Here is a 13,996-nt window from a genome sequence, read left to right as displayed (position 1 = left end):
GCCTTTGCTAGCGATTCACTCGCAATGATCGGATTATGTGCTGATGTTCGCCCACACGGTCGTGCCGGCGGGGCGCACGGAGTCGATGGCCGCGTAAATGTCGGCATCGGAGGCGGATGCAGCGGCCTCGCTGATGGAGGCGTATTTGCTGCTGCTGGGGGTTGTGTAAGCCAGGGCTGGTGTGCCGTAGCCGCCCACCATGGGGATGCCCGACGAGGCGGGGCGCTTGGCCTGCACGAAGCACTGGAAGGGCAAGGACAGGCTGCCGTAGGCGCCGGCAGCGCCGTAGCCGCACGCCGAGATCCCATAGCCGCCGCAGTCGGCGGGCCGGGTGGGCTCGATGATGACGGGTTCGCGCCCGGTCACGTCCAGCAGCACCTGACGCAGCGCATTGCGCGTTGCGCGCTCGCGCAGCAGGTTGACCAGGATGCGGGTGCGAAACGAGCGATCCGACTGCCCCACGGCGCGCACCAGGGTGTTGCCGAAGAAGTCGGAGGCGATCATGTCCAGCCAGCCGTCGGTGGCCGTTCGGATGCGCGCCTGCAGCTCGCCGAAGCGGATGAGGTCGTAGACGGCCGCGTGAGCCGAAGCCCAGCCCGCCAGCACGGCATCGAGGATGGGCGAGGCATCGGGGAACCATCGCGGCAGCACGGCCTTGAGCCGCGAGAGCATGTCAGCTTGATCTCCAGGCATGGGCGCCTCACGAAACGGTGACGGTGCCGGCCTTGATGACCTGGCGGCTGGTTGCGCTCAGGTCGGCCGTGCCGCCGTTGAGGGTCAGGGTCGTGGCGTTGACCACGCCGGGCGAGGCGCCATAGATCACCTGAGACAGCCGGGTGTAGGGCAGCGCCTGGCCGAGCGCCAGGCTGTTGAGGAAGGACACCAGCGCGGCCGACACGGCAGCGCGCACGCTGGCGGGGTCGTAGCCCTGCCCCACCGTCACGATGACGGCCACATTGGCCTGCACCACGATGGGCGCGAACACGGCAAAGCTGGAGGTCAGCGGCCGGCTGGCGTCCACAGCAGCGCGCACGCTGTCGAGTAGCTGCGCAGATGGCGAGCCCGTGCCGTCGTCCACCACGATGAAGAAGTGCCCCGGCTGGCTGGTGCCGGCATAGGTCACGTTCTCGGTGATGGTGTAGGTCAGGCCGGCGCGCACCGAGCTGATGGCCGCGCCGATGGCCGATCCCGTCGCCTTCGACAGACCGTTCACCCAAGTGATGAAGCGAGCGCGGAACGCCTGGTCGGTTTCTGCATCCAGGCCACCCACGAACGCGGCCGCGTTGGCCACGGTGTCCACACCCGGCAGGCTGCCCACCAGCATGGTGACGCCGCCGGCTGCCACGTTGCCGCCCTCGCCTGGCGCAACAGCCTGCACAGGCACCTGCACAGAGGTCTGCGTGGGCGCCATCGAGGCATCGGCGGTTGTCACGAACTGCCAGGCCCGGTCGGAGGTCTGCACCGTCGTGCCGGCGGGGATGGCAACGGTCGAGCCCTGCGAGAAGCGCGTGAAGGTCACGACGCCGGCCGCCTTCTGTGCCGACAGTCGCACCAGCCCGAAATCCGCCATCCAACTGTCGAGGTCGGCGCCCTCGCTGGTGGCCGCCCGGGTCTTGACCAGGATGCCCAGCAGCAGGCCCTGCAGCCACAGCAGCAGGCTGGCGTTGGCTTCGATGAGGGCTCGGGTGATGGAGCCCACCGTCACGTCCACCAGGGCCTTGGCAGCGGACTGGATGGTGGTGGCCTGTTGGCGCACCAGGCTGTTGAAGTCGTAGGTGGTCAGTGGCATGGCATCAGACAGTCACGTTGAAGGAAAGGACGGCGGGCTGGCCGGTGGCCGCGTCCGTGTAGCGGATCGAGCACGTGACGCCGCGGGGGATCAGCGCCACGTCCACGATCGGCTCGGGCTGTTGGGCCACGGCCTGCTCCAGCAGCATCTGGCCGCGGATTGCGGCCTTGATGCGGCCCACGTCGGCCGTGTCGCCGACCATGCGCGCCAGGCCGGCGCCATAGTCCGGGTGGAACGGGTAGTCGCCCGGGTTGGTCAGCAGTCGGCGCAGCACGCGCTCGCGGCCTGCGTCGAGGTCGCCGGACACCGCCAGGTCGCCCGACGGGCCAGGCTTGAGGTCGCCGAAGATCACATGGGTGAGGTCGTTCACGGGGTTGGGCCTCCGCTGGTTCCGGTGCCGCCCTGGACGCCGGTGTGTCGATGGGTCTTGAGCCCGATGCTGTCGGCCGTCACGTCGCCGCCGGACACCTGCAGGTTCCCGCTGATCGTTGCGGCTGCGCCGCCCGTGCCGCCGCTGATGGCCATGCCGCCCTGGCCGATGAGCCGCTGGCGGATCGTGGTCACGCCGTCGATGGTCATGGGCCCGGTGTGCGTCCAGTTGCTTGCCTGGCTGGTGATGTTTCCGCCCTTGAGCTGCACGGTCGCGCCCTGGCCATCGGAGAACGTGGCCGCGCCGTCGTTGGTGAGCTTGAAGAAGGCGCCCGACTGGTGCACCAGCCACAGCTCGCCGGCCGGGCAGCGCAGCGGGCGGTCCTGGTCGTTGAACAGTCGAACAGTCGCCACCCCGGCGTCCGGGCTGTCCTCCATGAAGTCCACCTGCACCATGTCGCCAGGCATGGGCGGGCAGAACATGCCCCAGCCGTTGCCCACCCAGGCCGAAGCCAGGGGCAGCCAGCCGGACTCCACGCCCTCGGGCTGGATCACGACCTTGACGGTGTAGTTGTCGGGGTTGAAGCTGGCCACGGTGGCCAGGCGCGAGGCGCCGCCGCCGGACATGGCGATCTGCGCCTGCAGCCGCATGGCGTGGAGCAATTCGTTCACAGGTTCACCTCGTTGCCGGGCGCCCGGTTCTTGGCGCGCACGGTCATCTGGAAGCCATCCGTGAAGCTCATGCTTCGCTGGATGGCCTCGGGGTAGTAGGTCTGATCGAAGGCCGTGCCCGTGCCGCGCAGCGCGATGGGCGTCTGCACGGTCAGCACGGTGTCGCCTGGCACGGTGGCCTCCATGCGCATTTCGTGGGCCGTGAGCTGGGCATGCAGGGCCTGAGCGCGCTGCAGCGCCTGCTCCTGCGTGAGCCCGGGGATGTTGCGCACGAAGCCGTCGGGGACGGCCGCGCCGCTGGTGCCAGGCGCCGCGCCCTTGGCCTTGCTGCGCGGGTAGGTCGCCACGATCACGGTCTTGGACTTGGGGTTCCAGCTCCGCACCGTCACGGTCACGTCCTTGGCCACGGTCAGGTTGCGCTTGAGGTAAAGCCGCTCGCCATCGAACGACGACGGGCCGCCCTGCCCTTGCCGCCACTGCAGCACGTAAGGGTCGCCGCCCTTGGGCTTCGGGCCGAAATACAGCTCGTTGCCGCGCACGACCGCCAGGAAGTCCTCCTGCTGGGCCAGCCACTGCAGCAGATCCCACTCGCTGACCTCCCGGGTGCTCAGGGCGTGGTCGATGGCGTAGTAGCGCCCGGCCAGCGCCTTGGTGTCGGTCACTCGGGGCATGAGGCCGACTCGGGCGGCCAGCTTGGTGGCGATCTGGCTGGCCGTGAGGTTGCCGAACTTCTCCGAGGTCTTGCGGTCGATCAGCAGGCCGGTGAAGTCGCGCCCCGCCAGGTCGATGGAGCCGCGCACGGGGTCGAACACCACGTCGTCGGTGCGGCCCACGATCAGCGTGGCCATGGCCGACAGCGTGGCCTTGGTCGGGTCGGTGAACAGCCCGGCGCGGATCTCCACGCGCAAGCTGCGGCCGTCCAGGATCTGCGCCAGCGGCAGCTCGGCGGGCAGCGCGCTGGCAGGGATCGACACCGAGAACTCGTCGGCGTCGGACGTGGCGTTGTTGGACACGCTCCACGACTCCCATTCCACCGGCACGTCGTTGACCAGCACGGCGCCGCGAGGCGAGCGCACCTGTGGGGTGTTGGTGATGAGGTCAGGCACGGGGTACGCCTCCATTGCCGTCCGGCTTGGCCGGAACAGTCAGGGTCTGCACGCCGGTCAGCACCGGGTCGGACAGCTTGTTCGCACGGGCCAGGGTGGCCCACTCGGCCGCGTCGCCGTACAGGTCGGCGGCCAGCTTGAACAGGTTGCCGCCGGCCGTGGTGATCGACTGGCCGGAGCTGGCCAGCGCCACGTTGTCCTGCATGCGTGCCGTGACGGCCTGCAGTTGCAGCAGCAGCGGGGTTTGCTGCATGGCGGCTGCCTGGCCAGCCAGGGCGGCCACCTGGCGGCTGATGGGGTTGTTGGGAACGATGCCGCCCAGCGTGGTCACGTTGGCCAGCGTCGAGCCAGCCGCACCCACCAGCACCTGCACCCGGGCCTGCACGGCCTGGATGGGCGCGACCACCGAGCCGATGGTGGACTGCGCCGCGCCGGCAAAGCTGGAGACTGCCTTGATGGCCGAATCCAGCGAAGCCAGCGCCTGCGACAGCGGGCCGTCGCCAATCTGCGCGCCCAGCCGGCTGGCCTCGGCCATGTCCTGCTGGATCGCCACGTCAGCGCCCGCAGGGGGTGCGGCGCGCACCGGCTGGCTGGTCTGCTCCACCACCTCGCAACTGATGCTGTAGGGGATGTGGTTGGCAAGCTGGTAGCGCGCCGAGAACGAGCGCACCACCACCCGGTAAGACAGCTCCGACCACGACAGGTCGAGCTGCTGGCCGCTGATGCGCAGCCAGTCGAGGTACCGGGCACGCGCCAGGGCTTCGGAGCCGAACAGCACGCCCGACCAGTCCAGCGCCGCATCGTCGCGGCCCATGGCGTCGATGATGCGGCGGCCGCCGACGAGCCGGTGGACGACGAGCGCCTGCTGGCCACCGAAGACGATGGCCTCGGGGATCTCGGTGCCGGAGAACGTGAAGTCCCCCAGCTTGAGCTTGGTCAGAGGTTGCATGGTCGATTACCGGAGGTTGGTGAGGTACATCGGCGGCAGCCCGAAATTCGGGTCGAACTGCGAGCCGCTGGCCATGGGCTTGCGCGCTGCGTCGGCCTGGTGGCGCGAGACAACGCTGGCCACCTTCTTGCCGTCGAGGTTGATCTGCGTGTTGACCTGCACCGTGCGCGCCGGGCCGGAGCGGATGTGCTTGTCCGGCTTGGCCATCGGGTCGTCGTTGAACAGGTCGTAGATCCAGCCGCCCAGGGTCTGCCCCTTCTGGCCAGTCAGGCGCTCCACGCCGGGGTTAACGAGGTTGTCGTTGATCCAGTCGCCCGCCTTGGTGCCGAGGTACAGCGCGCCGCCCAGCAGCGCCACCTTGGCCGCAAGGAGGCCCAGGCCCGTGGCTGCACCCGTGAGCATGGCGCCCACCGAGCCGGCCGCGCCCACACCCAGGGCGGTGCGCACAGCCAGCAGGCCGCCTTGCAGCAGCATGAGGCCGCCGCCCATGATCGCCAGCGTGGACAGGATGCCGCCGGCCACCACCATGGTCTTGGTCAGGCCCGGGTACTCTTTGACGAACTCCTGCGCCGACTTGAGGATGTTGGTCAGCTCTCGGGCGGCCTTCGTGGCGATGGGCAGCACCACCACGCCCAGCTCCTTGAGCGTGTCCTTCCACTTCGCTTGCAGATCCACCAGGGCGCCGTCGGTCGTGTTCTTGGCATCGGAGATCGTGCCATCCACGCCCTTGGCGTTCTTGATGAACTTCGCGTCGCGCAGCACCTGCACCATCTGCAGGGCCACGCCGCTGGCCAGGCTGGAGCCGGTGCGGTCGCTGAACAGGTCGTTGATGACCTTGGCCTTGGCGTCGTCCGTGGCGCCAGGGCCCAGCTTGCGCTCGATGGCCGGCATCATGAACTTGGATAGCGCCATCACCGGGTCGGTGCGCATCATCGACAGGAACTCGGGGTTCACCTCGATGACGTTGCGCGTCTGCTTCTTGCCACCCACCTCGCCGATCTTCATCTGCTTGAGGGTGGCCAGGCCGAGATCCGCCCAGGCCAGCTTGGCCTGCTGCGTAGCGCGCCCGGCGACAAGGTTCTGGTACATCGTCATGAGCGACGTACCCGTGCGGGAGCCGCCCATTTCCTGCATGGCCGACGCCAGGTTAATCAGGCCCTCGTCGGAGAGGGTCTTGAAGGCCGTGCCGCCGGTCTTGGCGAACTGCTCCAGGTCGTTGAACTGCAGGGCGCCGCCAGAGCCCGTGACCATGCGCTGCGCCAGGTCGAGAGTGCTGAAAAACGCCTTGGGGCTGTTGGTGGCGCCGCGCATGTCGGCGAAGCGCATCAGCGCCCGGGTGGCGGTGCTGTCGATGGCACGCACCTGGCCGCCGAACAGGACACTGTTGGCCGCGTTCAGCTCGGCGATCTTGCCGGCCGCCTCCTGCGCGTCTTTCATGTTGCCGAAGAAGGCGTAGGACTCGCGGAACGTGTCCATCATCTGCGCCGCACTGGTGCCGAACTTGTGTGCACCGCGGGCAAAGCTGTCGGCCTGCTCGTTGACAACATCCCCCAGGTTGAGGGTCTTGAAGCGGGCGTAGGCTGTTTCATACTCCCGCGCTGCATCCAGCGGCCCCTTGAACATGCCAAGGCCGAACAGACCCACGCCACTGAGCGCGCCGCCCGCCAGGGTCAGGCGCGAGATCCGCAACAGTTGACTTTCCAGCGCGGACAGTTGACCCTGTGTGCGGCCGATGTGGCCGTTGAACGTCTGGAACTGGCCAATGATCGAGGTCAGCCCGCTGGTGACGTTGTTGATGAGCGATAGCCGGATGCCGATCGCGTAGGCTTCAAACATAGAACAGCACCATGAGAAGTTGGTTTGAACGCGCCAAGCTGCGGGCGCACGAATGGGCAGCAGACCGTTTCAGCTTTGTGCAGTACCCGCACATCCGGCCCGTCAGCGGCCGCCAGGCGCAGGCCGTGCAGCCGCCCCAGAGCCCGGGGCAGCTCCTGGCGCGCCTGATCCTTGGCCTGGTCGGCCTGGTGCTCGTCGCGCTCGGCGGCGTCGTGTTGATCGGCGGGGCTTTCAGCCTGTTCGTGATCCTGTTGGGCCTGTAGGCCCTCAGTCGAAGTAGCCGCCCGCGTCCGTCAGCTCGCCACCCAGCACGCCGTCGCGCAGGGCGTCCCCCAGGATCTGCTCGATGAGCTTGCGGTTGCGAAAGACCGCCGGCCCGATGAAGGGGCGCGGCGGGATCTTGGCCGTGCCCAGCTCATGCGCGATCGCCTTGGGGTCTTTGGCGCCGATGACGGCCTGATCGCCCTTGACCTCGTAGCCGATGCTGTCGCGCATTTCCCCGGTGCGCAGCAAGGGGGCGCCAGCCTTGAAGCCGGCAGCCACCTTGCGCGCCTCGTAGGTCGGCGACAGCGCATCCCACGACGGGAACGGCCCGACAGCCGGCTGGTAGTGGCCGATCTGCTGGCGCATGTCCTTGGCCAGCACCTTGGCCACGCGCTCCAGCCCCCGCTCGGTGTGGCGCTCGATGCGCTGGTGCACCACGGACATGTGCGTGAGGAAGTCGGTCACGCTGCCGAACTGTTGTGTTCGCGGCAGCGGCCGCGCAATGCGTGTGCTCATTGCTCATCCTTGAAGGACATGGTGTTCCAGTCGAACTTGTGGCCCTCCATTTCGGAGAACGCGATGCACCAGCCGGCGGCCGTGCACTCGTCCAGCGAGAACGCCACATCGAACGGCACACCGTTCTTGACCAGCCACAGCCGCTCCCTTATTGGGGCGGCTGTTGCGGCTTTTTTAGCGCGGCCTTGTCTGCCTCGGGATCGCGGGCACCAAAGGTTTCGGCCACCTTGGAGACAACGGCGGTCACGCCCTCGTCGCCCAGCCGGTTGATAAGGGCCTCCAGCTCGGACTTGCGCACGATGGGCTCGACTTCCTCGCCGTCGATGCTCGCCACGAACAGCAGTGGCATCACCATGGCCATGTAGACCTCATTCTTGGCCGAGTCGCCCACGGCTTCGATGAGGCGGAACTGCGCGAGCACGCCGGGCTTGCGCAGCTTGATGGCGCGGCCCAGGCCGTCGGTGACTTCGCCCTCCTGCGCGGCATGCGCGATGAGCTGGGCGCTGGGGGTCTGGTTCAGGGTGACGGTCGGTTGCATGTTGTTCTACCTCCGGGGGTTGGGTGGCGCCGGCCGTCAGGCCAGCTTGATCTTGCGGGCAGCGACCCAGGACAGGCGCTGCTTGACGGTCTGATCGCCCTGGAACGTGCCGGCGTCTTCCAGCTTCAACAGCACGCCCGTGTAGCGCCATTGCGTGACGCTGCCGTTGGGCTCGGTGATGGTTTCGGTGATGGTTGCCGGCTGCTCGTTGATGCCGGCGTAGTAGTTGGCTTCGAGCTGGGCAAAGTAGTCGTCCACCGTGCTGTCCTGGCGCTCCACGTCGAACGAGCCCGACCAGCCGTCGGGGAAGCGCAGATAGCGCGTCACACCGTCCAGACCCTTGACGCGGGTTTCGGCGGTGTTGGGCTTGGCCGAGAAGCCAGTGATGAGCGTCAGGCGCAGCGGGCCGTTGGCGGTGACAACCGACAGCGACACGTCGCGGCCTACGGTAAAGCCGTTCATGGGCATGGGTAGCTCTCCTACAAAGACAAGAGCCCGCCGGCAGGGCCTGGCGGGCTCACGGTGCCGCTTTCACGGCAGGGTCAAGGGGTGGGTAGCGTCAGCTCTGAGCGATCGCCTGGCGGTTGATCTGCACCGACTGGCCGCCCTCCACGTTGACGATGAAGTTTTCGACGATGGACAGGTAGCGCACCTTCACGTCCATCTGCGCGTAGCCCAGGGCCACCCGGGCCTGCGGGTTGTTGGCGTTGTCGATTTGCACGCTGTAGGGGATCGAGCCGTCGGCCGAGCCGATCATCCCCTGCTGCCACATGCCATCGAGGAAGGACGACACGGTGGCGCCCGCCTCCAGGCGGAACTGCGGGGTGTGCAGGCGGCCGATGAACAGCCCCATGCCCGCGTTCAGCGTGTAGGCGATGTAATTGGTCATCCGGGTGTAGTTGTCGCCTCGGATGACAGCGTTGCTCGACGTGTTGCGGCCGAAGCGGGCAGCGAAGTAGTTGCCGCCCGGCGCGGGGTTCGTAATCACGTCGATGCCGGCCTGGCCAAGCTGCTGCAGCTCGGCGGCGGAGTACACCAGGCCGCGGGACGACTGCTGGGTGCCAACGATCCCGTAGATCGGCTTGTTCAGGCTCGACTGTTCGGGCGACAGGTTGGCCAGGCGCCCGGCGATGAAGCCTTGCGGGCTGACCAGGCGGATCACGCCGTTGACCGTATCGTTGAACTGCACCCAATCGCCCAGCATGAGCTTGAATGCGTAGCTGTCGATGCCGGCGGTGTTCTTCGCGCTGATGGCCGAGCTGATCGTTTCGCCGGACGGGCCGGTGCCGATCATGTAGATGCCCTCCGACAGCGCAAAGCTCACCTGGTTGGAGAAGGTGGTGCTGTCGTCGCAGTCGGCCAGCACGCCGATGCTGGCGCCCGTGCCGCGCAGGGCGAACATGCCGCGGCGGGGCGAGGTGTCCACGCCCACCAGGGCCGAGCTGGTCACGTTGGCGCCGTCGGTGCCGCCCGTGAGGGTGTAGGTCTGCGCGGTCGGCGTGGCGGTGCCGGCGCCGGCCGTGGCCACGATGAAGTCGGAGGCAGCGCGCACGCCGCTGACCCCGTTGTTGATCGCGCTGGCCATGTTGACCCACAGCGCGTTGCCGGTGCCGCTGATGTTGTCGAAGACCTCGGGAACCTGGCCGGGGCGGGCCACGGTCACGCGCCAGGTGTTCGCCCGGGTGCCGGCGGCGATCGTGATCTGGTCGCTGTTGGCCAGGGTGCCGGTGAAGCGAGAGGTGAAGGTGATGCAGTTGGACTGCACCACGACGGAGGCGGCCACGTCGGTGCCGTCAGACACGCGCACCACGCGCATGTTGTTGGCGCCCTGCAGGACAGCGGCAGCCACGGCGGTGCCGGCGTCGAACTTGCGGTTGCGAATGTCGCCAAACTGCCGCGCATAGCCGGCCATGTCGCCGATGGTCACGGGGTTGTTCAGCGGGCCCCACGAAGCGGTGCCGACGATGCCCAGGATGTTGGTGGGCAGGCCATTGAGCAGCGTCACCGAGGGCGGGACGATCTGCACGTAGAGGTCGGGGACGATCAGCGCGGTGGTGTTGATCGAGCCCTGTTGCACAACAGGCATGTGTTGCTCCTACGGGTGGACAAAGAAAAAGCCCGCCGGGTGGCGGGCCTTGCGTGCGGTGGGGGCTGCGATTACTCGGCGTCGGGCTCCGGCTGCGGCTCGGCAGCCCGGACGACGCAGCACTGGCGCTCGTCTTCCAGGATGGCGGCCACCAGCTCGGGGTCGGTGATCTCGTCGCCGCGCTGGAAGTCGGCAAAGGGCTCGGTCACGATCAGCTTCATGTGATGCCTCACAGGTTGGTGGTGTTGACGTTGAGGTTGGCCACGGCCGGGTTGACGCCCTCCGGCGTCGTACTGATGGCCATGCTGGCCACCGTGGTGGTGCTGCGCTGCACCGTGGTGCCGTAATCGACCATGTAGATCAGATCGCGGCGCCAGGCGCGGTCTTGCTGGCCGCCGTCGGAGATCGGGCTGGCCACGTACCGCAGTCGAGCCTTCTGGTCCGGCAGGGTCAGGAACTCGGTGTCAGCCAGCACGGGGTCGATCGCCCCGGCGGCCTGGGCGCGCAGCTCGGGGCTGGGCGCCCATATGGTGATCTGGAAGTTGCGCGCCTGGCGCCGGACCTCACGCACGAAGGAGCCCGTGACGGCCACGCGCACAGCCCGGATTCGGCCGGCGGCCGGCACGGTGATGGCCGCGCCAGCCGAGGTCGTGCCGGGCACGCCCGTGGCGATCCTGGCAGCCAGCCCGGCCGCGGCCTGCGCCATGGTGTCGGTGGCCTTGATGGCGTATTCGTACGGCTGGCCGTTGACGATGGCCAGCAGGGTGTGCGGGTCATCGGCTGCAGGGATCTGCCCGGACAGCGTGATGACCTGGCCAGTCACCGAGGCCGACAGCTTTGGCGTGCTGATCGACAGCACGTCCTCGCCGTCGTTGAGGTATCGGGTCGTGAGCTGTTCACCCGGCAGCGGGTAGACGCTCACGTTGATGGCGCCGGCCTGCAATTCCTCGTCCAGATGGCGAGGAACAGGCCAGCCCTCATAGATGCGGGTGGGCGCTCCGGTGGCCGCTGGCTGCGCCGTGCCGTTGGGGTAGGCGGCAGAGGCGATCAAGGCCACCAGGGCCTGCGTAACGTCGGACAGGTCGGCCATCAGGCATGAATCTCCGCAACATTGATCCGCCAGCCAAGCTCGGTCAGCTCGGGGGCGATGATGGACAGCCGGCGGCCCAGGTCATCCATGATGATGTCGCCGGCAAACAGGTTGACCGGCACGGACGGCGGCAGCAGCACGCGCCGAGAGGCCGCCGGGGTGGAGCCTGGCAGCCCCAGGTTCGGGATGCTGCCGCCGCCGCCCAGCAGCACCGAGGCGGGCCAGTGTGTTGCCGGGTCGGCCGAGCCCAGCACATCCAGCTCATTGGCCGTCTGGATGCCGCCGTAGCCCACGGCGCCGACCTGCTGGCGAGACTGTTGGCGCACGATGCGGATGAGCCGGGTGCACTCCACGATCAGCACGGGCAGCAGCGGCTGCATGCCGGCCACGAAGAAGGTGCCCTGGCCGTTGCGGAAGTAGTCCCCCGGCTGCAGCACCGAGCCGTCGGTGAGCGCGTACCAGGTCGCGTCGCCGTATTCGTTGGGGTGCTGGAATTGGTAGTTGGCCTCCGAGTCCAGGGCCATCTTGACCGTGCGCACCAGATTGCCGGGCGCCAGCGGGCTGTTGGGGCCATTGGGCCGGTAGAGCTGGAAGTCCGAGCCCATGACGGCAGCGGCCTTGCCATAGCCGGCGTACAGCTTGGCTTGAAGGGTTGCGGCGTCCATGCGTCACACCACCATGCACAGGGAGCCATCGCCCAGGCCGGGGCCGGGCGGGATGCCCAGGAACCGGCAGAACTCGCGGCGCCACAGGTTGAACAGTTGCCGGCGATCGCGCACCTCGTTGGGGTTGCGCTTCCACACGGCCGCGCTGTCGGTGTCCAGATTGGAGCTGGCCCCGACAATGGCCGACTCCAGGCCGGCCAGGTCGGTCAGGTAGCGCCGCGCCACGGCTTCCTCGGAGGCCGACAGCGTGTTCAGTCGGTACTCCATGGCGCCATAGCGGGTCGCAAAGCGATAGCCCGACGCCGGGAGCGGCTGGCCACCACCATAGGCGCCATAACCGCAAAAGCGCCGGATCTCGGTCTTTTCGGCGTCGGTGAAGGCCATCCCTTACTCCAGGCTGCCGTAGATGGTGACGGGTGCCTCACGCGAGATCAGCAGCTCGATCTCGTCGGGGTCGGTGACTTCCTGGCCGGGGTGCCACATGCGGAGCAGTGGCGGCTCGTCGTCCGTCCAGAAGCCGTACTGGCTTTCCAGCACCACACGATCCACGGTCGGGATCGGCTCGCCGGCAGGGACTTCGGTGGCCTCGGCGGCCACGGTTTCGGTGTTGCGTGCCTTGGGCATCGTTTCTCTCCAGTTGCGAGGTGTCGAAAGGCAGGGGCCGAAGCCCCCGCCATCACGTCAGATCGGCGATCAGACGTGCTCGATCACCACGGCGCGCTTGAGGTACTGGTTGCCAGCGGTCGGGATGATCTGCTGGTTGGCGGTCACGTCCGTGGGGGCCACGAAACCGCCGATCCAGTACCACGACTGCGCCACGATCTGAGCCAGGCGGTCCAGCGGAGCGCGAGTGACCTGGGCGATGCCGTCGATCATCTGGATCTCGCTGTTGACGCCGCCGAACTCGGCAGCCTTCTGGCTCATACCGGCGTAGTCGCCTTCCACCAGCGCGCCAGGCGCCACCAGGATCGGGCGGCGCACGCGCAGCGCGGCGTTGGTGGCGTGGTTCTGCACCGGGGCCTCGGTCGTCGGGATGAAGTTCACGCCGATGAGCTGGAAGGGGCGCAGGGTGCGCACTTCCTCGGCGCCGTACTGGCCCTGGTACATCAGCTTGAAATCCTGGTCAGCGAAAAGCTGACGCATCGACACGTTGTCCAGGTACAGGTTGAACATCTGGTCGATGATGCCGGTGTTGTTGCGCAGGGCAGCCACGGCGTCCTCGATCACGCCCAGGGTGAGCATGTCGGCAGCAACCAGCGAGTTGGTGCTGGTGGCGCTGCCGTAGGCGCTGCCGTCAGCCCACTTGCCGTTGGGGCGAACGATGACCGGGGCATTGGCGTGCACGACGCGGTTGCCGGCGGTGCCGTCGCCCACGGTGACGTTGGAGCTGAAAGTCAGCGTACCCGACACGCCGCCGAACGTGGTGGACACGTTGGCGCCGTCGCGGCTGGTGCCGATCAGGGTGTAGGTGTTGCCGCCCACCAGCACGGTGGCGGTGTTCGACGGCGACACGGCCTGCATGCGGCCGTTGCTCAGGGCCTGCTCAAAGCCGCGCACGTCGTCCACGCTGATGGTGGCCGCAGCGGCGCCCAGCGTGGTGCGCACGCGGGTATGACCGCCCTGGTAGGCGTTGAACAGCGCGTTGCGGGCCAGGCGGTCGAGCGACTGGCGGGCCTGCACGCCGTTGGTGCGGGCGTTCTGCAGGAACTGGTTGGCGATGCCGACCTGGCTGGTGACAATGTTCAGGTCGATGGTGTCGCCGTACATGTCGATGCCCAGCGTGTACTGCTCGACCGTGAACGCCGAAGCCGTCAGGCCGTTGTCCAGGCCGGTGTTGGTGTTGGGCGCCAGCGGCGTGGTCACGGGCGCCTTGAGGCCGGCGCGGGTCTTGGTGACGGTTTCACCGACGTTGATGGCGAAGTTTTCGCGGTCGGCGATGGCGCGGTAACCGATGGCAGAGGTCAGACCCTGCTGGAACTCGGTTTCCAGGAAGCCCTGCTGGATTGCAGCTTGCAGGGCGGCGGGCATGTTCTGGATAGGCATGGTGTCGTTACTCCAAAGGTTGAGAGAGGTCGCCCCGTCCGGGCATCAGCCCTTTGGCAGCGCAGAAACGACA

The 13,996-nt window shown here is 67.8% G+C and carries 19 protein-coding genes; 1 reads left to right on the top strand and 18 read right to left on the bottom strand.

What is annotated here, in order from left to right; genetic code table 11:
• Positions 1-33: 33 nt before the first annotated feature.
• From QZ709_RS11505 to QZ709_RS11475, 7 genes are read right to left on the bottom strand one after another with little or no spacing between them, the layout of a single operon-like run.
• The gene (locus QZ709_RS11505) at positions 34-693 is read right to left on the bottom strand and encodes a hypothetical protein (protein ID WP_294637439.1); all 660 of its coding nucleotides are present in this window, start codon (positions 691-693) and stop codon (positions 34-36) included.
• A 7-nt stretch (positions 694-700) separates the two neighbouring features.
• Positions 701-1,789, bottom strand: a complete 1,089-nt coding sequence (locus tag QZ709_RS11500) for a baseplate J/gp47 family protein (RefSeq protein WP_294637438.1) — start codon at positions 1,787-1,789, stop codon at positions 701-703.
• A 4-nt stretch (positions 1,790-1,793) separates the two neighbouring features.
• Entirely contained in the window at positions 1,794-2,159 is a 366-nt protein-coding gene (locus QZ709_RS11495; RefSeq protein WP_294637437.1) for a phage tail protein, read from the bottom strand.
• The gene (locus QZ709_RS11490; RefSeq protein ID WP_294637436.1) at positions 2,156-2,830 is read right to left on the bottom strand and encodes a phage baseplate assembly protein V; all 675 of its coding nucleotides are present in this window, start codon (positions 2,828-2,830) and stop codon (positions 2,156-2,158) included. Before QZ709_RS11490 ends, QZ709_RS11495 begins: the two co-directional genes overlap by 4 nt.
• Positions 2,827-3,936 (bottom strand): hypothetical protein, encoded by a 1,110-nt coding sequence (locus QZ709_RS11485; RefSeq protein WP_294637435.1) that lies wholly within the window; start codon positions 3,934-3,936, stop codon positions 2,827-2,829. The genes QZ709_RS11490 and QZ709_RS11485 overlap by 4 nt, the downstream gene beginning before the upstream one ends.
• Positions 3,929-4,885, bottom strand: coding sequence for a hypothetical protein (locus QZ709_RS11480; RefSeq protein WP_294637434.1), 957 nt, complete (start codon positions 4,883-4,885; stop codon positions 3,929-3,931). Before QZ709_RS11480 ends, QZ709_RS11485 begins: the two co-directional genes overlap by 8 nt.
• Positions 4,886-4,891: 6 nt before the next feature.
• Positions 4,892-6,721, bottom strand: coding sequence for a hypothetical protein (locus QZ709_RS11475; protein ID WP_294637433.1), 1,830 nt, complete (start codon positions 6,719-6,721; stop codon positions 4,892-4,894).
• A gap of 11 nt (positions 6,722-6,732) precedes the next feature.
• Here QZ709_RS11475 and QZ709_RS11470 point away from each other — a divergent pair, with 11 nt between their 5' ends.
• A complete protein-coding gene (locus QZ709_RS11470) occupies positions 6,733-6,984 on the top strand; it encodes a hypothetical protein (RefSeq protein WP_294637432.1) in 252 nt (83 codons plus the stop codon).
• Positions 6,985-6,988: 4 nt separating this feature from the next.
• Here QZ709_RS11470 and QZ709_RS11465 read toward each other — a convergent pair whose 3' ends face one another.
• The 11 genes from QZ709_RS11465 to QZ709_RS11415 form a co-directional block, all read right to left on the bottom strand.
• Complete coding sequence (locus QZ709_RS11465) at positions 6,989-7,501, bottom strand: phage virion morphogenesis protein (RefSeq protein ID WP_294637431.1); 513 nt, start codon at positions 7,499-7,501, stop codon at positions 6,989-6,991.
• Positions 7,498-7,620, bottom strand: a complete 123-nt coding sequence (locus QZ709_RS11460) for a hypothetical protein (protein WP_294637430.1) — start codon at positions 7,618-7,620, stop codon at positions 7,498-7,500. The genes QZ709_RS11465 and QZ709_RS11460 overlap by 4 nt, the downstream gene beginning before the upstream one ends.
• 29 nt (positions 7,621-7,649) lie before the next feature.
• Complete coding sequence (locus QZ709_RS11455; protein WP_294637429.1) at positions 7,650-8,039, bottom strand: hypothetical protein; 390 nt, start codon at positions 8,037-8,039, stop codon at positions 7,650-7,652.
• 36 nt (positions 8,040-8,075) lie between these two features.
• Positions 8,076-8,507: a hypothetical protein gene (locus tag QZ709_RS11450; RefSeq protein WP_294637428.1), complete on the bottom strand. Its 432-nt coding sequence runs from the start codon at positions 8,505-8,507 to the stop codon at positions 8,076-8,078.
• 91 nt (positions 8,508-8,598) lie between these two features.
• Complete coding sequence (locus tag QZ709_RS11445; RefSeq protein ID WP_294637427.1) at positions 8,599-10,125, bottom strand: phage tail protein; 1,527 nt, start codon at positions 10,123-10,125, stop codon at positions 8,599-8,601.
• A 71-nt stretch (positions 10,126-10,196) separates the two neighbouring features.
• Positions 10,197-10,346, bottom strand: coding sequence for a hypothetical protein (locus tag QZ709_RS11440; protein WP_294637426.1), 150 nt, complete (start codon positions 10,344-10,346; stop codon positions 10,197-10,199).
• An 8-nt stretch (positions 10,347-10,354) separates the two neighbouring features.
• A complete protein-coding gene (locus tag QZ709_RS11435) occupies positions 10,355-11,215 on the bottom strand; it encodes a hypothetical protein (RefSeq protein WP_294637425.1) in 861 nt (286 codons plus the stop codon).
• Positions 11,215-11,880: a hypothetical protein gene (locus QZ709_RS11430; protein WP_294637424.1), complete on the bottom strand. Its 666-nt coding sequence runs from the start codon at positions 11,878-11,880 to the stop codon at positions 11,215-11,217. The genes QZ709_RS11435 and QZ709_RS11430 overlap by 1 nt, the downstream gene beginning before the upstream one ends.
• 3 nt (positions 11,881-11,883) lie before the next feature.
• Positions 11,884-12,264: a hypothetical protein gene (locus QZ709_RS11425; protein ID WP_294637423.1), complete on the bottom strand. Its 381-nt coding sequence runs from the start codon at positions 12,262-12,264 to the stop codon at positions 11,884-11,886.
• Between the two features lie 3 nt (positions 12,265-12,267).
• Positions 12,268-12,504 (bottom strand): hypothetical protein, encoded by a 237-nt coding sequence (locus QZ709_RS11420; protein WP_294637422.1) that lies wholly within the window; start codon positions 12,502-12,504, stop codon positions 12,268-12,270.
• Positions 12,505-12,573: 69 nt separating this feature from the next.
• Positions 12,574-13,923 carry a hypothetical protein gene (locus QZ709_RS11415; protein ID WP_294637421.1) on the bottom strand — a complete coding sequence of 450 codons (1,350 nt, stop codon included), beginning with the start codon at positions 13,921-13,923 and terminating at the stop codon, positions 12,574-12,576.
• Positions 13,924-13,996: the final 73 nt, after the last annotated feature.

It is taken from the genome of uncultured Aquabacterium sp., from assembly GCF_913773725.1.
Taxonomy (GTDB): domain Bacteria; phylum Pseudomonadota; class Gammaproteobacteria; order Burkholderiales; family Burkholderiaceae_C; genus Aquabacterium.
This window is presented reverse-complemented; position numbering and strand designations above follow the sequence as displayed.